The following is a 21,055-nucleotide window of genomic DNA, read 5'->3' as shown; positions in this document are numbered from 1 at the left end:
CGAAATGATGAGAAAGCTGAACGTCGAATACTCAGATGCGCGGGACGGTTATGACTTGTGTTTCTCCAGAAGTTAACGGACTCGTTGCACCGGTAGGCCAAGCCTCGATGTAAATGGTATATTGCTCGTTTGTTTCTAACCCCTCAAAGGTATAGGATAGGTTAGATTCGCCAGATGCGACTGTTTTCGCGACTGTCGTTTTGTCATTCAAATAGAGACGGTACTCTCCTTCAAATGCGACAGGAGCCCAGGAAACTTGAATGGAGGTTGCATCTGGAACAGTTTGCAATTCGATTGGGGCTGGAGCTTCAGAATCGGTTCTGAACTCTCTTACACCTCTTGCGATCGGTTGCAGGAAGCTGTTCAATGCCTCAACCATCAAGGTGTAGGGCGTATCTGGCTCCAGACCAGGTAAGCTAAGGACTTGGTCGGCACCGTCTTCAATCGTGTACGCAGACTCGCTTAAAAGAGAACTGTTCAAGTGGACACGATAGGAAGCCGTATCAGTTTTTTTGGACCATTTGAATGTTGCAGAGTTGGTTGAGATATCACTCTGTTCAATTGATAGATCCTCTACCTCTGGTTCTGCGTCTGTAGTAGACCCGGACGATTCAGCGGACACGATCAGAGTCTCAGGGAATCTCTTCCAAGCCTCTACATAAAAAGTGTATTCTGTGCCGGAGTCTAAACCATGGAAGATATATTCATGATTTGGAGAATCGAATGAAAACTTCTCCTGTAATACCTTTGTCCCTCCTGCAAGTAAATAAACGCGATATTCACCGTTGTACTGACCAGGCTCAATATTCGATTCCCAGGAAATCATGATGGAATCAGGTCCTGACTCTCCAACTGAAATCGTGATTTCAGGAGGAAGCGACTGTGTTTTAAACGTGAGAAAGCCTTGACCAATCCGCTTAGGACTCGCATCCAATGCGTATACGCGGAGAGAGTAATTTGTTGCAGGCTCCAGATCGTGCAAGTAAAGAAAACTCATCCCATCCGGTGTCGTCTCGATACTCGGATTGAGTACTTGCTCACCATTTACATACACTTCATACGCTTCTGTCCCAGCAGGCTTATTCCAAGAGAAAGAGGCAGAATCGGTAGCAAGCCCCTGAGTATTGATTGTAAAGGATGTTGCCTCCGTATTCCCGAGAGTAGAGGCAGTTGCTTTTCCACCGTCCCTGGGATTATCCCATCCTCCTGGCCATGCTTCTACATAGAGCGTGTAGGATTTGCTTGGCAAAAGCCCTGTAAAGCTGTAATCCAGAAGCGAGTTAGCAGTTACGGAAGCTTTGTATTCCTTTGCTCCACCCTCACCGATATAGAGACGGTAATGATCTCCATTTGGATAAGGTTCAAAGGAGCGCGACCATTTAATAGTCAGGAAGTCAGCGCCTCGATCGATTACATCAACCTGAATCCCGGCAAGTGAATTTGTAGTAAAGGTACGGGAACCCTCTGCAATTTTCTTCCCGGAATTATTTAGAGCTTCAATTTTGACCGAGTATTTCGTATCGGGAGCAAGATCGTATAAATAGAGATAGCTCGTTTTGGCATCCCAGTTGCTTTCTACATAAAAATCTGACCGTAGCTCTCCATTCAGGTAGACCTTATAGTCCGCAGTACCCTCTGGAATGCTCCACTCCAGATTTGCCATATCTGTGCCTAGCTCAGACAAAGTAAGCGGGAAAGTCTTGATCTGTGGAGGCTTAGGCTCTGGCGGTTTCGGCTTCGTACCCAGTTCGAATGAATTAGTTTGTGCTACATACTGTGAGCCGTTATAAAATTTTACCGAGAACAATTGGAGCGGGATGGATACCGTGTCCGTTTCGAATGTAATCGTAAGTCCGCTGTCTCCGACGTGCTCTACGTGTTCAATCGGCAGTCCCGACAAAGCCGTACTTCCAGCAGGAGATACGCCGATTGCATAGGCTTCCGTTTGTATCGGCTGCGAGAATGTGACGCTGATTCGTTTGCTGTCGATCACACTTGCTTGGGCAGTACTGTAACTTAATTGTACGGGTTCGCCATCGCGCATGTTGCTCTTTGTGGCATAAGCTTCCAAGCTTCCTGCACTAGGGATTGTAATTGCATCGCCTGGCTCGTACTCAACGAAACCATCGTTTTGTTTTACATAAATCGTCGCTCCTGGCGTCTCCGAGATCAGGTAGATACTCGTTCCGGCGTCAACCAATCCAGGTGCGGGAGAGGATGTAACTCCACCGACCTTGGCAGCAGACAAGACGCCATATGCAGAGAAATGACTCACCTGTGCTGTCGCAGTTCCGTTTGAAACAACGGTAGGAACGTACTCCCAGTCCTGATCACTGTTTTTGTGGAAAATCGCGAGCTGCTCAGGATGAGCACCCGTATTCACCGGAAAAGAGATCGTCACTGGCTGCGTGATTTCAATGCCGCTAAAGTGAAAATCGATTATCGGCCCTGCTACAGACAAACCACTGTCAGCCGGGAGGGAGGGAGAAAGATTCTCCAACGTCACCGTTGCGTTCGGCGGGATGGTCATCGAGCCAAAATCAAGTATGGTGTTCCCCTGGAAAATCATCCGTTGCTGATTCAGTGTGACAGGAACACCGAATGGCGCAAATACCTTTAACGTCGCCTCAACTTTTGGTTGGTAGCCTGATACACTGCCATAGTACGTGAAAGTCCCGGTCAATGAGGTATCTGCTGACTTGTTCCATCTCACGGCAACATTTCTTTCTTTTCCGTTGCTCATTTTTGCCTGGATAATCTGAGGCAACGTATAGGAGTTGTTCAAGAGTCTTTCAGTGGTAATATTCGGGATAGAGACGATAGTACCTGAGTCATCAGGGTCTTTACCGCCGCCGCCACCGCCACCTCCAGAACTACCGCCACCCCCGGAGCTGCCACCGCCTCCAGAACCTGAACCAGGGCTAGTACCTGAGCCCCCAGGAGTACCAGGAGCTGTAGGATTTACAGGTAAATTTTTCCCAGCTTGTTCGCGTGCCTTATTTTTTGCCTCTTCGTTTGCTTTTACCAGCTTGTCTTGTTGTTCCTTGATTTTATTTAATAAATCCGCAGAGAGGTTTTTAGCCAGCTCAGCTTCGCGCTGCTTTTTCTCTTGCTCCGCGAGCTTTTTCCGCTGCTCCTCCAATTCTAAGCGCTTCTGTCTCTCTACTTCTTGCTGCGTGTTCCAGTTAAGAGACGGTTTCGCGTCTAGCTGAATTTTTCGTTGCAGCTCGAGGTTAGCGTTATTAATGAGTTGCTCTACTTGCTCTGGCGTTACCTTTCCGTTGTCAAGTGCAGTTCTGATGATGGAGTTCACCAGTGCGTGCAAGTTTTGCTGATAGCGTTCCAGATCCTCTGGACTCGTAAGCTGGAGCTGAGTCAGAGGGTCAGTGAATTGTCCTTGTCGTAATGCTTCCAGCTGCTTGGAAATAAACTCGTCATGCTCCTGATCCATTGCCAGCTTTGAACGAATGATTGCTTCAATGATCTCTGGGGATAACGTGTTAATCAGGTCTGATGGTTGAATGACCGAAGATGCAGATGTAGGGAGCGGCACGGACTCAATCGGACGTCCTGCAAAAAACGATCCCTGCATGGCTGGATAAAGATTAAGCATCTGGTTTTGATTTGGATTATGGGCTGAAACGACTCCAGCCGCTACGACAATTGTGGACTTACCGGTATTCGGATCGACGGTAACCAAAAATTGCGTTCCTCTCACGCCCATCACCGCAGTAGGAGTAGAGATCGAAAACTGATCTTCCGTTTTGGTCAACGGTTTGGCTTTAATAAAGACAGAGCCCGACCATACCTTTAAATCGGTCTGCTTGCTCGAAGCTTGTTGCAGCTCGGAAATATAGACCTCGGTATTTTCGCCAACGGTTATCTCATCTTCTCTATCCGCAATCGACAGTACAATACTCGATTTGGCACTTGTTTTAATCAGATCACCTTGGTTCAGACTCATGTTTTTGAATGCTTTGTATTCCTTTGTACCGCCAGCCTTTTTAACCTGTACGGTACCGGTCACACTTTCCACCTTGGCAGTGCGCGAGGTTTCTGCCGCCGCGACTGTTTTCATTTCAGCAAACAGCATGCTGCTTATCATCACCAGCACGAAAAGGCTACGCCATACTGCTAGAAAACGTGTGCTTCGCAAGCTTCTGATCGTATTCACTGCTAGACTACCTCACTTTCACAAATCTCACGACTTTTGCTCCATGTCAGGCGCTTTTACATGGCCAGACACCTCGTATAGCTTGATTCCGGTTGTTTTGCCTTTCATCATCTTTTCGCCAACAAACTGGTAGCCGAAATAGTCCTTGGTTCGTTCATACGTTGACTCGGAAACTAATACTTGGTTGGCCTGGGCATTCGATTCAATTCGTGCAGCAGTATTTACGTGATCACCGATAGCGGTATAGTCGACACGTAAAAACGAGCCGATATTTCCAACGACGACTTCTCCTGTATTAATGCCAATTCCGATACTGACCTCGACCTCGTATTTGTCCATGATGTCTTTTCGCACCTGCTCCATGCCTCGCTGGATATCATAGGCTGTCTTGACCGCATGATACTCATGGTGAGGCACATCCAAGGGTGCATTGTAGAGAATCATCGCCGCATCCCCGATAAATTTGTCGATCGTCCCGTGGTTTTTGAGCACTTGATTCGTAATCATGTCAAACATCATGTTGAGAAAATCGACGACTTCCTCGGGGCGCAATTTTTCCGAGAGCGGGGTAAAGCCGCGAATATCCAAAAACAGGATCGATAGCTCTTTGTTCACACCGCCAAGTGGCAATTCGACTTCGCTTTTTGCGATCTGGTTCACCAATTCGGGAGAGATATATCGCCCGAACTGCTGAGTAATAAACTGCTTCTGCTTCGTTTCAAAATACGTTTTGACTGCGATATTCACGAAAAAGGTAGTGTATAAAGCTGCGAGTGGATAGACAACCGATAAATAGATCAGCTTGCTATCAAACAAGATGAATTGGCCAAAAATCAATAGAATAGAGGTTCCGATCACGATCGATATACTATACAGCGGCTTCAATCGCCACGTATACCAGGTGGTGAAGAAGAACACGATCAGCATCAGAGCGAGTATCAGCAGATTGCCGACGATGGTGATTTTTTGGTCGTGCAGCAATTGGTTGATGATATTGGCATGGGCATAAACCAGATACATATGGTTATCAACGGGTGTTGGATGTGCATCACTACCTGCGGCAGCCATTCCAATAAGTACAATCCGATCTTTAAAGGTTTCCGGAGGAACTTCTCCGTTTAGCACCATGTAAAAAGGGATGTTCATAAAGTCTTTGGTAGAGCCGTCAAATTTGATCGCCAGCTCTGTTTGCGGATGATCAGTCAAGTAATGCTTCACATCTGCACCGTACATGTCAGCTACCTGATAGGCGAGCGACGGAATCTTTCCTTCGGGCGAATCGAGCATGAGCCAGGTCCGGCGAATCACACCATCATCGTCGAGCACAGCATTGATGTGAGCTGTCTTTGCCGCCTTGTCAATCGGTGGGACGGAGGTCAGAAGCTTCTGTCCTTTAATGAGTTGGTCTTTGGTTACGATTGTCTCTTTGCGAAAAAAGTTTTCTAGCTCCACGACAGAGGGAATGATGACATTGTCATGCTTTGCCAGCTCGGCTGCAAAGGCCTCATCGATTGCTGGGTCTTCGCTTTTTGTCCGAAATGTAATATCAAACGCAACGGCCTTTGCTTCTGAAAGAGCTTCCAATAGGGGGATATAGGTATCGCGTGGCCAAGGGAAGGTTCCGATTAAATCGAGAGACTCCTGGTCAATGTCGACGACAATAATATCTTCGTGTGGGGCATGAGTCATAGACTTATTCATGTCGTAATCGTAGAAAGCGTAGTTTATCCGCTGCAATGAATCCCCAATAAAGAGAGTCAGACAAATCAGGATAACGATGAGATTTCCGATAATGGAGATGTTCCAGATGTTTTTTTTCATGAGGTCTCAACCAATCGTTCGATTTCCGCAAGATTGCAGATCAGGATCTTTTTCTTTTTTATTTGGATAAAATCTTGATTTTGCAAATCGAGCAACACTTTCGTCACCGTTTCCCTGACGGTTCCTGTCATGTCGGCAATTTGCTGATGGGTGAGCTTCAAATCGATGAGAATTCCCGATTTTTGCTTCACGCCATGCTTCTCCGTAAGTCGCAGCATCATCTTGATGATCCGGGTGCGAACGTCCAGTAGGGTTAAATCGGTAATGAGTTCATTGGCTTTCCGCAAACGATCGAGTGCTGTTTCCAGGATTCTCCACGAGATTTTGGGGTTTTGCTCCAATAAAGAGACGAAATCCCGGCGATTCAAGTAATAAACTACTGTCTTTTCCATTGTTTTTGCTGAGGCAGAACGAACCTGTTCATTTTCCAGAACGGCCATCTCACCAAAAAAATCACCATCCCGAAAAATGGCGAGAATAATGTCCCGAACCTCATCATCACGATAAATTTTGACGACCCCTGATTTAATGATGTATAACTCTTCTCCTGCTTGCCCTTCTCGGAAAATATTCGTTCCCTTTTCATATGTACGAGTAAGGAAGAGAGGAGCGAGCTTGGCTAAATCGTCATCCTCCAAATCCTGAAAAAAGGGAAAATGTCGAAGGAAATGCTGTTCAGTCATACGGATAAACGACTCCTTTTTTGCTTCAGCTGATGACCAAAGCTGCTGCGAGGACGATGAGATGGAAAATTTGATCGCACATGACCATCAGCCACTTGCTCCCATCGTCTGTGACACGCATAATGTTTCGATACCAGAGGAAAACGATTGTTCGGCGATCTAAAATCATGTGAGTAACAAATACGAATAAGATCGCCCAGACAGATAAACCGCCTGGAATAAACAAGTAAGCAACGAGTGAGATGATCGCTGTGTACACAAGACAATGAGCGAGTAACGGAAGCCAGCGCTGCGCCTTGTATTTGGCCATCCATTCGGTTTGAAACATGTAGTCCCCGATCAAATGGGCAATGAGTAGAATGTCAAAAGCACTAAAATGATTCACTTCTCCTTGACTCCCCCCATTGGAAGGTCCATCACGCCTTCCATTATAAGTGAATCTGGTACGAAAGTAGTAAAAAATTCTGAAGCTTTGCTGATGTATCTATCCTATTGTAACGAAAGGAGCGGGGGATTTTTGTGTTCTGGTTCACAAAATGAATAATTTCTTTCCTCCGATTATTTGATCAATCCGATCCATTCCCAATACGGCACGCTGGCTGCGACGGCAAGGATGATGGCAAGTGCGTAGCCAAGTGCGATTTTTTGACCCTGCTTGTGGCTAAAGGACTTACCCTCCGAGCTATAGTAAGCGGTTAAATAGGTCGGTGATTGATAGGTAAAAAAGAATGGGTCTGTGGCCAGCAAAATCACAAAGACGAAAATCCAGGGGTGGATGCCTGCCTGCTGTGCCAATGGAAGCAAGGCAGTCACGAGTAAGATAACCGCGGGATCGTCCCGAATGATGAGAGTGACGAGAAACGACACGAGAATCACAACTGTCAAGAGAAGGGTAGGGCTTGTCAGAAACACGGAGAGCTTTTCACCGAGAAAGGTAGAAAGAGCGTCTGCAATGCCTAGCTCTTGAGTGGCCGTAGCAAAACTGAACGCGACTCCTAAAAACAAGAGAAACGGCCAGTCAATTCCGTTTGAGACCGTTTGGCGGTCAAGCGCTCCACTAATCACCAAAACGGCAAAGCCGAGCAGCATAATCCATGCGCTATCGATTCCGTGCAAAGGGGCAAGAATGAGTAGGGCGATACTTCCTAGTGTGGTTGAAACGGCTATGCGCTCTGTTTTCGACCATGGCCCCAATAGCTGCAGCTGTTCGTCCAGTACTTCATCTGATATAGGTCGTACCTGACGTACATTTCGAAACATGAGCTGGAGGATGACGAGCATGACAGCAGAAAAAATGAAAAAGGCGGGCAGTGCATATAAGAACCATTCCAGCCAGTTGATCGGCTCGGAGACAGCAGCAAGTCCATATGCCATCATGTTTGTGTAGGAGCCAGTGAGTACAAAAGGCGCGGTAAAGCCATAAAAAATCATGGCAGCCAGCCCAAGTCCTGCTGCGCCGCGGCTCTTGTCAGCAAATCCCATCGATTCGGACAAGGTTCGTGCAAGTGGCACGCCGAGCGAAACTTTGGCAGAGGAGGACGGGATCAATGAGTTGAGTAGCATTCCTCCGGCTACGACACCCCACAATTGCCCGCGATAATGTCGCGGAAATCGTTTTAACGCATTGAGAGACACGCGAAACAAAATACCAGAGCGGGTGATTACCGCAATGAAAGCCATAATAAAAATCATATAAAGCCAAGTCGTTGAGGCGAATCCGGAGAGAGCAACCTCTGGTCCGACTAGTCCGCCGAGCACCCAAGCCATAGCCATCCCAAGTCCGACGATGTAATCGGGGATGACATTAACGATCCAGAGGATGACGGCAGCGACCCCGATCCCAATGAAATCCATTCCGGCGCGAGATAAGCCACCGATGGGTTCTATATAATGAAAGAGTATCAAGCTGATTGGAACCAGAATGGCGGCAATCCATCCACCGAGCCTGCTTTTGTGAAACAGCCCGACCGTATTGTAGGCACGAGTGCGACTGTACTGCTGTGCCAGTTGCTGCTTGGCTAGGTCATACTCTTTGCTGCCGTCTTCACCAGCGATTCCGGAGAGCGATCTTTTGGCTTCCGCGAGCGTCAGATATTCCATGGCTTGTTGGTGCCTGTTTAATCGGGCATGCAGCTCGGCAGCCCATTCATATGTAGTAATCCATTGTTCGGTCGTGTAGCCGGGGCCAAAATCACTCCAGGCACGGTCCAATAGTGCCAGTCCAACCTCAGGATGCTCGGCTGGCTCTCCGTAGAGAATACAACCTGCCAGAAGCGCATCCTTTTCTACGATTTTCTCGGGTGGGCAATCGGATAACAGCGTGAACAGACGCTTTTTACTTGCTTCCGCAAGCTCAGGCAGGACATGCAGGGCGATTTGCAAAGCCTCTGTCCATCTACCGGCTACACCGTGGAGCTCGATGGCGGCATCCCAATCGTTGTTCTTTTGAAAATCATCCAGCATTTCGGCAATCCAGCGACGTTTTTCTTCATGCCCAAACCTTACCGTAGCAATTTCGGAGAGAAGACGCCGCATTCCCGGAACAAGCGTGAACCATTCCGGCTGCGCTTCTACTCGCTGGAGATACTTGTTTGCGTCCGGAAATTGCTCCAAAGCTTGGTCAAGCAAAATTCCAAACCGCCGTTCTGCCACCCTTGCGTGGACACGTGGAAATTCTGAGCACCATAGTAAGGCATGAGTGAGAGATAAAGGTAAGGAGTCGAGCTCCAGCGCAACGATTTGGTAGTTTTGCTCTTTGTTGACCAAAAGCTGTTTATTCGTGCTTGTCAATCGGCTGGACAACAAACGGATAAAATAGGACGAAATGGACGGCTGCTCCTCCACGAGCTTGTCGAATGTTTCCCGATTAATGATATACAGCTCTGCATCGGTTGCAGCGATCGCAGTCGCGGAGCGGGCCTCACCGGTCAGCATCGCCATTTCCCCGAGTGTATCACCTTCACTCAGTACAGAAATCGATTGAGCTGCACCGCTTTTTTTTGCGTCGATGAACAGCTCGAGCTTGCCGCTTTTGATTACATACAGATTGTCTCCAGGATCGCCCTCCGAAAACAAGACTGTGCCTACGGGAACCGTTCTTCGTTCCAGTTTTCCAAGCAGCTTCGCTAGCTCCATATTAGACAACTGCTTGAACATTTCAATTCGTTGAAGCGTGGTCAAAAGTCCACCTCCCGCCTAAAAAACATAATGTAAACCATTATTCAGATTATATTACTCGCTAATATTATAATCTGATTCGAACCATTCAGCTAGAAAATCATCGTACAATTATGCTACCTGCGAATATTCAGTTTTTTGATGTGATATTGCAAGCTTTGGCGAGTGGTACCGATTTTTTCTGCTGCTTTCGTAATATTCCATTCTGCCTGATCCAAAATCGTTCGAATAAATTGTTCTTCGTAGGGGGTGGTGACCGTTTTTAGTGGTCTGCGCTCCCTTGTGCGGCTAGAGAGCCCAAGCAGGCTGTTTTCCATCATATTTTCACGCAGGTAGGCAGGAAGATGGTCGATATCCAGCAAGTTCTGATCCTCGTCGGCACGAATGATCAGGTTTTCAATAACATGGTGCAGCTCGCGGATGTTGCCCGGCCATTTGTATTGCAGAAAAAGCTCGTGTAGGCGTGCTGACAGACCATTTACGTTTTTGTTTAGCTGCTTGCTGGCGAGAGTGAGGAAGTAATCAATTAAAAAGACGATATCATCCTTGCGCTCGCGAAGAGGAGGAATGATGAGACACGTACGGGCGATGCGGTAATACAGGTCAGAGCGCAGCTTGCTTGTGGCAATCAATTCTTTTGGCGCTTCATTGGAGGCACTGATGATGGTGCAGCGCACAGGCGTCACGGCATTGGCACCGACTCTGCGAACCATGCGTTCTTCGAGGACGCGAATTAATTTTGATTGAAGCGTGATCGGCATCGAGTTGATCTCATCGAGGAAGAGGGTGCCGTCCTGGGCGTATTCAAATAGCCCCATTTGATCGGCAGCCCCCGTATAGGAGCCTTTTACCGTACCAAAAAGAGTGCTTTCCAAAAGCGTTTCCGGAATGGCTGCGCAGTTGATCGCGACAAAGGGACTTTTGGCCCGCTTGCTGTGATTGTGAATACTTTGGGCAAACAATTCCTTTCCAGTGCCTGTTTCTCCGACAATTAATATATCCGTGTCGTGCATGGATACATTTTGCGCGTCTTTTATCAGTCCCTTCATAACAGAGCTGCTGCCTTTAATGCTGCCAAATGTATACGTTGTACCGTTGCTGGGCTGTTCCTTGCTGCCTTTGTTTTGCGTGACGATTTTGCGTTTTAATTCAATCGTCTCATGCAGCAAGTTTTTTAGCTTGGTCTCGTTGTGACTGATCGAGAATACACCAATGGTTTCACCGTTATGGATAATCGGATATGTACTGTAGGTGACGTATTGCGGGATGCCGTTAATATGCGCATGTGCCCGGTACTGTGCGATGACAGGCTGTCCACTGTTGAAGACACGGCGGTGCTCGGACATTTCGGGGTTGTAATTGTAGGCCTCCCACAGGTATTTTCCGATGACATTTTCACTTTTCAAGCCTTCCAGCTTTTCCTGGGCTTTATTGTAGAGGATGATTCTCCCTTCGTGGTCACTCACAAGCACACCTTCGTTCAGCGAATCGACGATCTGTTCCAGGCAAGCGAGTCTAGCATCGGTTGAAAGCATCCATGATCACGCTCCATTTCTCATCACGCGAGTGGTTTATTTTCAGAACTTTCTAACTCATAGAATAGCAGAAGTGCTAACATCCGTCACGATTCGTAAAGGAGAAGAAACTATTTGCGCAGAAAGTTTTTGCGGTGGAAGTAAACAGAGTCATATCAAGCTTTTGATGAGAAATAAATGTGCAGAGCTGGACATTCCGCAAACGTTTTTGCGCCGAAAGGAGATTCCAATGAGGGGGTCTCTTTTTGTGTGGAACGGAAAAAAGCAGCGAAATAAGTGCTGGAGATTAAATTCTGAACATTGGCACAATAAATGCTATATCTACTAGGGCGACAAGGACGTACACAAAACATGAGGAGGAGAAACGAAATGAGCAAACCTGAAATTCTATATTCCGTAAAAGCTGGTCGAGGTTCTACCCTGCGGTGCAAAGGGTGGAGACAGGAATCGATTCTCCGCATGCTTGAGAACAACATGGAAAATGCCGAGAAGCCAGAGGAGCTGGTCATTTACGGTGGAATCGGCAAGTGCGCGAGAAACTGGGAATCGTACCATGCGATCGTGAACTCCTTGAAGGAGCTGGAGGAAGACGAGACGCTGGTCGTGCAGTCAGGGATGCCAGTAGCTGTATTCAAAACGCATAAATACGCACCGACTGTCGTCATGGCAACGACCAATATCATGAAGCCATCGTGGCCCGTTTTCTATGATTTGCAGGATAAAAACTTGACGATCTTCGCCCAGTATACAGCAGCACCGTGGGAGTACATTGGCACGCAGGGGGTGATCCAGGGAACGTTTGAGACGCTGTCTGCGATTGCGCGATTGCATTACAACGATTCGCTCGTCGGAAAAATCATGCTTACGGCGGGGGCTGGCGGCATGGGCGGCAATCAGACCCGGGCGATGACGATGCACGGCGGTGTATGTATCCTCGTGGATGCGAACGAAACAATTATTCGCCGCCGTATGAGTGTGGGGTATATCGATCTGCTGGCAGATTCACTCGATCATGCTATTGAGCTGGCTCAAGCACATGCAGCCGAGGGCAAATCACTTGGAGTCGCCGTCGTGGGCAATGCAGCGGATGTATTTGAAGAAGCGTATGAAAAAGGCTTCATGCCTGACATTTTGACCTCGATGACACCAGCGCATGATCCGCTTTCGTACCTCCCGGCTGGTTATACGCCAGAGGAAGCCGAAGAGCTGCGCCGCTCCGATCGCGAACTGTATTTGCAGCTGGCACGGAAAACGATGATTCGTGAATTACGCGTGACCAACCAGTTTTTTGACAAGGGTGTGCACGCATTCGAGTATGGCACGAGCCTGCGCAAGGAGTGTCGTGACGCTGGAATGCCTGAGGAAGAGGCGATGAAAATTCCGGGCTTTGTATCCGAGTACATCAGACCGCTTTTCTGCGAAGGCCGCGGACCTTTCCGCTGGACTTGCTTGTCTGGGGAGAAGTCCGATTTGGAGAAGATCGACAGCATGGTGCTGGAAAAGTTCAAGGACGATTTGCTCGTCACCCGCTGGATCAAGCTGGCTCGCGAGCACATCCCGATCGAAGGCTTGCCAGCGCGCATCTGCTACCTCGGCTTTGGACAGCGTAAAGAATTTGCTCTTGAAGTAAATGAGATGATCAAGCGCGGAGAGTTGGCTGGACCAGTAGCATTTTCCAGGGACAATCTGGACTCTGGTTCCATCGTCAACCCTACCTTTGAATCGGAAAAAATGATGGATGGCGGCGACCTGATTTCTGACTGGCCGATGCTGAATGGTCTGTTAAATGCAGTGGGGATGTGCGATTTGATCGCGATTCAGGCGAACTACTCGATGGGCGAGGCTGTTCATACCGGGGTGACGATGATTGCTGACGGGACAGAGGAGGCGAATATGCGCTTGTCCGTTTGCATGACCGTAGATTCTGGTATCGGGGTTGTGCGCCACGCGCAGGCAGGCTACCAAATTGCCAAGGATGTAGCCAACGGCCAAGGCGAGCTAACCAAGGAAAGCATCAAAATCCCGCTCTGGTGGACACCTACCGCTACGTTCGGACCAAATGATCTCAAGGAAAAAGAAGCAGACAATACGAGTCTTTCCCGTTAAAAAACGTTCCTTGGACGCTGCTGTTGATCTCGTGGCAGCGTCCCTGTCATAAATTCTTGTGTCACATACCGCCTAGGGGGTGGAGGTAAATGAACAGACAGGTGCAGAAAAGCCGGGCGAGTCTCATTATTCAAAACGCTTCGGAGGTCGTCACCTGCCGAGGTACCGATGTCAGCTCAGTCGAAAGAATTCCGGGAGGCTGGGTCGCAATCGCGGGGGAGGAGATTATTGCGGTTGGGACCCGGGACCAGGTTGCCGCCGAGGTCGACATAGAGCATGCCGAGGTGATTGATGCTTCGGGAAAGGTTGTTGCTCCCGGCTTCGTCGATTGCCATACGCACCTCGTTTTTGGAGGCTCACGGGTGCAGGAGTATGCAGCCAAAATGACGATTGATGATCCGGCAGAGCTTGCACGGCTGGGAATTCAGACCGGGATTTTGGCTTCCGTCGAGATGACGAGAAACGCCAGTGAAGAGCAGCTGTTTCAAGATGCCAGAGAGCGGCTGGGGAGGATGCTGCATGCTGGTACAACAACGGTCGAAAGTAAAAGCGGGTACGGTCTGACGACGACAGATGAAATCAAGATGCTCCATGTAAATGCCAAGCTGGCGAAGGCGATGCCTGTCGATATTGTCAGTACGTTTCTCGGTGCGCATGGCTGGCCGGCTCATCTCCCCAAAGAGGTGTATATGGGAGTTTTGTTTGATGAGATGATTCCGTGGGTGAGTGGACTTGGAATCGCTACGTATTGTGACGTCTGGTGCGATGACGGGCATTTTACCGCGCAAGAATCGGAAAAAATTTTACGGGCAGCACTTGATGCAGGGCTTCAGCCAAAGATTCACACGGATGCGTATTCGTACGTAGGCGGCTCGGATTTGGCTGCGGAGATGGGCATGGTTTCGGCGGATCATCTGAACTACACGCCTCCAGCTGTCATGCAAAAGCTGGCGAATGCAGGGGTCACAGGCGTGTTGATGCCGGCTCTCGATTTTGCTGTAAGACATCCTCGACCGTTTGATGCGCGGGCGATGATTGATTCTGGGATGACCGTAGCGCTGGCAACCAATCTGTGTCCGGGCTGCTGGACGGAATCGATGCAATTCGTGATGGCACTCGCTTGCCGTTTGTATCGGATGTCCCCGGCAGAAGCACTGCGGGCGGCAACGATTGGTGGAGCGATGGCGCTCGGACTTGGGAAGGATCGTGGCTCAATTGAGGTTGGAAAACTGGCTGATCTGCAAATCTGGAATGTCCCGTCCTACGAGCATGTGATCTATCAGCTAGGCGGTAATGTTGTTGAACGCGTCATCAAGTGTGGGAAGCAGGTCGTGGATCGATCCAAAGCGGAAAAATGGACGGAAAGCGTAGTCTGACAGAAAGGATGGAGGAGAAAATGAAAACCCAGTATCCAGCGGCGGAAGCAGTGAATGGGGAACGCTTGCTGAACAGCTTCCTGCAGCTTGCCAAGATCAATGCACCGAGCGGAGACGAGAAGCCGATGGCGGATGTTCTGGTCCCGCTTTTGACCGAGATGGGGTTCACCATTCAATTTGATGAGGCTCATAAACAGATTGGGGGAAACTGCGGGAATCTGATTGCGTGGTGGGACGGCACCGACCCGAATTTGCCGCCGCTTTTCCTCTCTACCCATATGGATACGGTGCTGCCTACAGCGGGTCTTACTCCCGTGATAAATGATGGTGTCATTTACTCAGATGGAACGACGATCCTTGGTGCCGATGATCGAGCAGCTTTGGCAGCCTATCTCGAAGCGATTCGAGTCATTCAGGAAACAGGAGCGCGTTGCGGACCCATCGAGCTGATCCTGACCGTCTACGAGCAGCCTGGTCTGGTCGGAGCCAGATATTTGAATTACACCAAGGTGCGGAGCAAGACCGGATACATTTTTGACAGCAGCGGAGACGTTGGGCAAATCATCCTGCAAGGACCGTACAGCAGTCGGATTTGGTGGGAAATCAAGGGCAAGCAGTCGCATATCGGTCTAAATCCTGAGGAAGGGATTAATGCCATATTGATCGCGGCAGCCGCACTTCGCAAGATGCAGCTCGGCAAAGTAAGTGAGGAGACGCTCGCAAACATCGGGGTGATTCAGGGTGGTGAGCTGACCTCGATCATCCCGGGAATGGTCAAGGTGAGCGGTGAGGTGCGCAGCTTTACCGCCACAGGCTTGCAGGAGCAAATCGAGCATATGTGCGCAGCGTTTACGGAGGCAGCGGAATCGCTTGGCGGCACGGCACATGCGCGTGTAGAGAAAAAATATGCTGGATTTGATATACCAGAAGCTTCCGATCTCGTACAATCGGCGATTCGAGCAGCAGAGAGAATCAACGTAAAGCCTTACTTGACGAGAACACTGGGCGGAGCAGATACAAATGTCCTCAATGAAAACGGCTTGACCTGCATTACGCTGGGACTCGGCTTTCGCAACATCCATTCTTACCAGGAGCATATCAGCATTGAGAATTTAGTGAATACGGGCAAGTACGCCGCAGCACTTATTTGTGAATGGTACGAAATGCACAAACCAAAATAAAGGGTCAGATAAAGGGGGATCAAGCCGTATGAAAAAGCATGCGAAAAAAAGCATCCTTTCTGCTGTTCTCATCGCCAGTGCCGCGCTCGGAGGTTGTGGCGCCGCAAGCAATCAGGCAAACAGCGGAGCTACTGCTGCCCAAAGCCCTGCCACCTCATCTGAAGGCAGCCCGACAAGCAATGCAGAAGCCGGGGGCAAAATTTTGATTGCGACCCAAAGTCCTCTTTCTGGAGCTTCCTCTTCGCTCGGCGATGCGATCAAAAGCGGGGCGGAATACGCGCTGAATCAAAAGAAGGAAGAGTTCAAAAAGCTGGGCTTTGATTTGCAATTGTTTCCGCAGGACGATCAGGCTGATCCCAAAATGGGCGTAGCGAACGCAGAGATGCTGATCTCCAATCCCGACGTGCTTGGGGTAATCGGTCATCTAAACTCCGGGGTGGCGATCGCAGCTTCTGTCAAATACGAGGAAGGCGGATTGGTCATGGTGTCGCCTGCCAACACAGCGGTGAAGCTGACCGAAGAGGGTAAAAAGACGGTGCATCGCATCGTAGCCAGGGATGACGCGCAGGGGCCGAAAGCGGCGATGTATGCCAAATCGGCGCTAGGGGTAAAAAGTGTGTTTATTCTCCATGACAAAACCTCATACGGCCAAGGCTTGACTGGCGAGGTCAAAGTTCAATTTGAAAAAGATGGAATCGAGGTTCTCGGTTACGAAGGCGTGACGGTCGGAGAGAAGGATTATACGGCTGTTCTTAATCAGGTGATGGCGAAAAATCCGGACATGATTTATTTCGGCGGTCACTATCCAGAGGGAGGCATTATCGTCAAGCAAGCGCGGCAGAAAAATTACAAGGGCATTTTCATGGGCGGAGATGGGCTTGATTCCTCTGACATGGTGAAAATTGCGGGACCTGCCGCCGAGGGTGTTGTGTTTACTTCCATTTCCGGGGATGTGACGCAGACGGAGGAAGGCAAGAAATGGGCAGAGGAATACAAAGCAGCGATGAATAAACCACTGGAGACACTCTCGGTATACGGCTTTGACTCTACGAATCTGCTGTTGAATGCCTTGGTTGAAGCCATCAAAGCAAATGGCGGAAAAAAGCCTACGAGAGAGCAGGTGCTAGAAGCGGTTCACAAGACAAAAGGCTTCCAGGGCCAGTTTACAACGGTCACTTTTGATGACAAAGGGGATAACCAAAGCGCCGACGTATTTATATTCAAATACGAGAACGACAAGTCCGTATACGTAGGCAAGGTAGAGTAATCAGGACCAATGGAAAGGAATGGATGAGCCAGTGACACAAGCACAATTTGCGGAAGTAGTGGCGCTAGACGGAGATCGATTGACGCGTGAACAGCTGCGTCAGATTGTGGAGAGGAAAGCGAAGTGCGTCATATCGGAGGAGGCATGGATACGCGTACAGGAAAGCCGAAGACGAATCGAAGAGCAGGTAGCCGCAGGAAAAATCATCTATGGCGTCAATACAGGCTTTGGAAAGCTTAGTGATGTGAGCATTGATGCAGAAGACGTTGGCCTTTTGCAATTGAATCTCTTGCGGGCCGATGCGGTTGGTGTAGGAGAACCACTGCCTATACCCGTTGTTCGCGCGATGCTCGTCCTGCGAGCGAATGCGCTTGCCAAAGGCTATTCCGGAATCCGTGCAGAAACCTTGCAGCTCTTGATCGATTGCCTAAACCGGGGGATTCATCCCATCGTCCCTTCCAAAGGCTCGCTTGGGGCAAGTGGAGATTTGGCTCCTTTGGCTCACATGGCGCTGATTCTTGTTGGAGAAGGCTATGCGGAATACGAGGGAGAGCGCTTGCCTGGAAAAGTGGCTCTAGAGCGTGCCGGACTTGCCGCAGTCAAGCTGGGTGCAAAGGAAGGCTTGGCTTTGATTAACGGGACGCAATGTATGACAGGCGTAGGAGCAATCGCGATTACGGAGGCTGAGCATCTCGGGCTGGCCGCGGATATGGCTGCTTGCCTGACGATGGAAGCGCTGCGTGGGATCATCGATGCCTTTTCGCCTGAACTGCTGGCGACTCGCCCGCACAAGGAGCTGGAGCTGGTAGCGGGACGTATACGGACGTGGCTTGGTGGCAGTCGCAGAATTACCCAGCAAGGGGAACTGCGCGTACAGGATGCCTACTCGATTCGTTGCATTCCGCAAGTACATGGCGCATCCTGGCAAGCGTGGGGGTATGCAGAAGATAAAATTTTGACGGAAATGAATGCGACGACTGACAACCCGATCGTGCTTGAGGATGGACGTGTTCTCTCTGGTGGGCAGTTCCACGGTCAACCGATTGCCTTGGCGATGGATTTGCTCAAAATCGCCGCCGCCGAGTGGGCAAATATTTCCGAGCGTAGAATCGAGAGACTGGTGAATCCACAGCTAAGCGGTTTATCCCCGTTCCTCGCACCCAATCCAGGCCTTGAGTGTGGATTGATGGTTGCCCAGTACGCAGCTGCCGCACTTGTCTCGGAAAATAAAGTGCTTGCCCATCCCGCCAGCGTCGATTCAATTCCGTCCTCGGCGAATCAGGAAGACCATGTCAGCATGGGTACGATTGCCGCACGTCAATCACGTGAAATCATTGGGAATGCGGCTCGTGTCATTGCCATTGAAATGATATGCGCTTCGCAGGCGATTTATTTGCAGCAAGCAGAGGATGACCTGGCACCGCGAACACGCCAGCACCTGGAGTGGGTACGAGAAATCATCCCGCCACTTAAGACGGATACAGCGATCAGTGAGCAGATTGAAATACTTGCGCAGGCATTGTTAGCAGAAGCGATTGTGTAGATATATCGGAATATTCCGCAAATAAATCCACTAAAGGGGGAAGGTGTGTTGAAAAAACGGAATGGATTGTTCGCTGCCTTTTTGGGAGTGGCACTTCTCGTATCTGGATGTGCAGGGAGTAACTCTGCCAGCTCGTCAGCAGATGCGAATACGATCAAACTGGGCTGGTTCGGACCGTTAACCGGCCCCACGGCAACAGATGGTACGCTCAGTCGGGACGCTGCGCTGCTTGCTGTTGAGCAGGTGAATGCTGCTGGAGGGATAGGCGGCAAACAAATTCAGCTTGTGACTGAGGATGACCAAGGCAAGCCGGAGGAAGCGCTCAAAGCTGTGCAAAAATTAATCAACAGCGACAAAGTAGTGGCGATCGTGAATGGCGCCTACAGTGGACCTGCCAAAACGGTTGCTCCTAAAGTGCAAGAAGCCAAAATCCCGATGGTCGTCGCGTACGCTGTTCATCCCGATATCACGACAGGCGGAGACTACATCAATCGGGTGATCTATACGGGTGATATCCAGGGAAAAGCAATAGCCGATTACGCAGTGAATGACCTGAAAAAGGAAAATATTGCTGTCCTCTACGTGAACATAGACTACGGGAAATCCATTTACGGCGCATTCAAAATCGAGGCAGAGAAGCTTGGGGCCAAAGTGGTGATCGATAAGCCGTTCAAGATGGGAGACAAAGATTTTAGCTCGCTTTTAACCGCGATAAAGGCAGCGAATCCAGACGCGCTCTATGTCGTGGGATATTATAACGAGGCGGCGGCTATCGTCCAGCAGGCTAAGGAAGCAGGAATCAGCGCACAGCTATTGGGCGTGGACGGATTTGATTCTCCGAAATATTTGGAGCTGGGGAAATCAAACACAGAGGACTCTACCTTTACTACCTCGTTCTACACATCGGATCAGCGTGACATTGTCCAGAAATTTGTCAAAGACTATACGGCGAAATACAAGAGTGAGCCGGGCATGCTGGCGTCCCAAAGCTATGATGCCGCAATGGTCATTTTAGAAGGAATGAAAAAGGTGGGGACCGACAAGGAGCAGCTCGCTAAAGCGATCAACGAAACGAAAGATTTTGAGGGCACCTCGGGAAAAATAACGTTTGGAGCCGATCATGAGGTCATCAAGCCCGTCATTTTTATGACGATCAAGGATGGAAAGTTCCAATTCGTACATTCGAAGGTATACAACTGAATCAATCTGTGAGTGATATTCGGGGAAAGAGGACTAATCGGCTGGTCCTCTTTTTGGCAATTCAATAGATTTTTCCATTTTTTAGAAATGGGGTGAAGCGAGATATGCTTGCTCAACAACTGCTCAATGGCATAGCACTAGGCTTTCATTATGTCCTGATCGCGCTTGGCCTTACGATGGTGTATGGCGTCTTGAGACTGCTCCATTTTGCGCATGGCGTCATTTACATGATCGGAGCCTTTGCAGCCATGATCGGTATTTTGTACTTGCAGCTTCCTTTTGCAATCGCTCTGCTTTTTGCCATGGTCGTATCGGGGATTGTCGGTATGAGCATTGAGCGTTTTGCCTATCGGCCGCTGCGAGGAACGCATCCGATCACGACGCTGATCAGTGGGGTTGGTATTTCGATTTTCCTGGAAAATGTATTTCAAGTGATGTTTACCTCCGATTCGCGCGCCTTTCCAGAAACGGGAATTACAACCTCAATCATCACGCTCACAGATTCGATCACGATAACGAACACAAAGCTGTACATCATCATCACAGGGGTGGTTTGTCTAGGCTTGCTGTACGCCTTTCTCAAGCTAACCAAGCTGGGGATCGCGATTCAGGCGGCCGCCCAGGATATTCGCGCGGCATCGTTAATGGGGGTCAATGTCAATCGAGTGGTCGCTGTCACCTTTATGCTAGGCTCGGCTTTAGCCGCGGTTGCAGGGGTTCTCGTTGCCATCAATTTTAACTCGATTTCACCAACGATGGGCGCACTGCCTGGTCTAAAGGCGTTTTGTGTAGTCGTACTGGGCGGGCTTGGCTCCATACGTGGTACCATCGTTGGCGGTCTACTTCTTGGGATCGTTGAGTCACTGGGTGACGGCTTCATGACTGACCTCGTGATTGATAAAGACGCGATTGCGTTTGTGATCCTCATTTTGATTTTGCTGATCAGACCATCTGGGTTATTTGGTAAGCATATTGAGAAAGTGTAGGTGATG

Annotated in this window: 13 protein-coding genes; 7 read left to right on the top strand and 6 right to left on the bottom strand. The window is 49.4% G+C overall.

Annotated features, from left to right (window positions below; all coding sequences use genetic code 11):
- Positions 1 to 31: 31 nt before the first annotated feature.
- The 6 genes from SB752_RS01215 to SB752_RS01190 all read right to left on the bottom strand — a co-directional run bounded on the left by SB752_RS01215 (position 32) and on the right by SB752_RS01190 (position 11,390).
- Positions 32 to 4,174, bottom strand: coding sequence for a fibronectin type III domain-containing protein (locus SB752_RS01215; RefSeq protein ID WP_410713931.1), 4,143 nt, complete (start codon positions 4,172 to 4,174; stop codon positions 32 to 34).
- Positions 4,175 to 4,201: 27 nt separating this feature from the next.
- Positions 4,202 to 5,995, bottom strand: coding sequence for a CHASE2 domain-containing protein (locus SB752_RS01210; RefSeq protein ID WP_410713930.1), 1,794 nt, complete (start codon positions 5,993 to 5,995; stop codon positions 4,202 to 4,204).
- Positions 5,992 to 6,678, bottom strand: a complete 687-nt coding sequence (locus SB752_RS01205; protein WP_410713929.1) for a Crp/Fnr family transcriptional regulator — start codon at positions 6,676 to 6,678, stop codon at positions 5,992 to 5,994. Before SB752_RS01205 ends, SB752_RS01210 begins: the two co-directional genes overlap by 4 nt.
- A gap of 25 nt (positions 6,679 to 6,703) precedes the next feature.
- Positions 6,704 to 7,063, bottom strand: a complete 360-nt coding sequence (locus SB752_RS01200) for a DUF3307 domain-containing protein (protein WP_410713928.1) — start codon at positions 7,061 to 7,063, stop codon at positions 6,704 to 6,706.
- Between the two features lie 173 nt (positions 7,064 to 7,236).
- Positions 7,237 to 9,858, bottom strand: a complete 2,622-nt coding sequence (locus tag SB752_RS01195; protein ID WP_410713927.1) for an SLC13 family permease — start codon at positions 9,856 to 9,858, stop codon at positions 7,237 to 7,239.
- 113 nt (positions 9,859 to 9,971) lie between these two features.
- A complete protein-coding gene (locus SB752_RS01190; protein WP_410713926.1) occupies positions 9,972 to 11,390 on the bottom strand; it encodes a sigma-54 interaction domain-containing protein in 1,419 nt (472 codons plus the stop codon).
- 369 nt (positions 11,391 to 11,759) lie between these two features.
- Here SB752_RS01190 and SB752_RS01185 point away from each other — a divergent pair, with 369 nt between their 5' ends.
- The 7 genes from SB752_RS01185 to SB752_RS01155 all read left to right on the top strand — a co-directional run bounded on the left by SB752_RS01185 (position 11,760) and on the right by SB752_RS01155 (position 21,049).
- Positions 11,760 to 13,496 carry an N-tau-methylurocanate hydratase gene (locus SB752_RS01185; protein ID WP_410713925.1) on the top strand — a complete coding sequence of 579 codons (1,737 nt, stop codon included), beginning with the start codon at positions 11,760 to 11,762 and terminating at the stop codon, positions 13,494 to 13,496.
- 89 nt (positions 13,497 to 13,585) lie between these two features.
- Positions 13,586 to 14,872, top strand: coding sequence for an imidazolonepropionase (gene hutI, locus SB752_RS01180; RefSeq protein WP_410713924.1), 1,287 nt, complete (start codon positions 13,586 to 13,588; stop codon positions 14,870 to 14,872).
- 20 nt (positions 14,873 to 14,892) lie between these two features.
- Positions 14,893 to 16,053: a M20/M25/M40 family metallo-hydrolase gene (locus tag SB752_RS01175; RefSeq protein ID WP_410713923.1), complete on the top strand. Its 1,161-nt coding sequence runs from the start codon at positions 14,893 to 14,895 to the stop codon at positions 16,051 to 16,053.
- A gap of 28 nt (positions 16,054 to 16,081) precedes the next feature.
- Positions 16,082 to 17,320 (top strand): branched-chain amino acid ABC transporter substrate-binding protein, encoded by a 1,239-nt coding sequence (locus tag SB752_RS01170; protein ID WP_410713922.1) that lies wholly within the window; start codon positions 16,082 to 16,084, stop codon positions 17,318 to 17,320.
- A 31-nt stretch (positions 17,321 to 17,351) separates the two neighbouring features.
- Complete coding sequence (gene hutH, locus SB752_RS01165) at positions 17,352 to 18,863, top strand: histidine ammonia-lyase (RefSeq protein WP_410713921.1); 1,512 nt, start codon at positions 17,352 to 17,354, stop codon at positions 18,861 to 18,863.
- A 48-nt stretch (positions 18,864 to 18,911) separates the two neighbouring features.
- Positions 18,912 to 20,063 carry an ABC transporter substrate-binding protein gene (locus SB752_RS01160; protein WP_410713920.1) on the top strand — a complete coding sequence of 384 codons (1,152 nt, stop codon included), beginning with the start codon at positions 18,912 to 18,914 and terminating at the stop codon, positions 20,061 to 20,063.
- Positions 20,064 to 20,167: 104 nt separating this feature from the next.
- A complete protein-coding gene (locus SB752_RS01155; RefSeq protein ID WP_410713919.1) occupies positions 20,168 to 21,049 on the top strand; it encodes a branched-chain amino acid ABC transporter permease in 882 nt (293 codons plus the stop codon).
- Positions 21,050 to 21,055: the final 6 nt, after the last annotated feature.

Origin of the sequence: Brevibacillus sp. SIMBA_040, from assembly GCF_046535075.1 — a bacterium.
GTDB lineage: Bacteria > Bacillota > Bacilli > Brevibacillales > Brevibacillaceae > Brevibacillus.
The sequence above is the reverse complement of the archived record's forward strand: the minus strand, read 5'-3'. Positions and strand labels throughout refer to the sequence as shown.

Coding starts and splice junctions, on each gene's coding strand:
- SB752_RS01210 (WP_410713930.1), bottom strand. CDS start 5,995: ATGAAAAAAAACATCTGGAACATCTCCATTATCGGAAATCTCATCGTT.
- SB752_RS01205 (WP_410713929.1), bottom strand. CDS start 6,678: ATGACTGAACAGCATTTCCTTCGACATTTTCCCTTTTTTCAGGATTTG.
- SB752_RS01190 (WP_410713926.1), bottom strand. CDS start 11,390: ATGCTTTCAACCGATGCTAGACTCGCTTGCCTGGAACAGATCGTCGAT.
- SB752_RS01185 (WP_410713925.1), top strand. CDS start 11,760: ATGAGCAAACCTGAAATTCTATATTCCGTAAAAGCTGGTCGAGGTTCT.
- hutI (WP_410713924.1), top strand. CDS start 13,586: ATGAACAGACAGGTGCAGAAAAGCCGGGCGAGTCTCATTATTCAAAAC.
- SB752_RS01175 (WP_410713923.1), top strand. CDS start 14,893: ATGAAAACCCAGTATCCAGCGGCGGAAGCAGTGAATGGGGAACGCTTG.
- SB752_RS01170 (WP_410713922.1), top strand. CDS start 16,082: ATGAAAAAGCATGCGAAAAAAAGCATCCTTTCTGCTGTTCTCATCGCC.
- SB752_RS01155 (WP_410713919.1), top strand. CDS start 20,168: ATGCTTGCTCAACAACTGCTCAATGGCATAGCACTAGGCTTTCATTAT.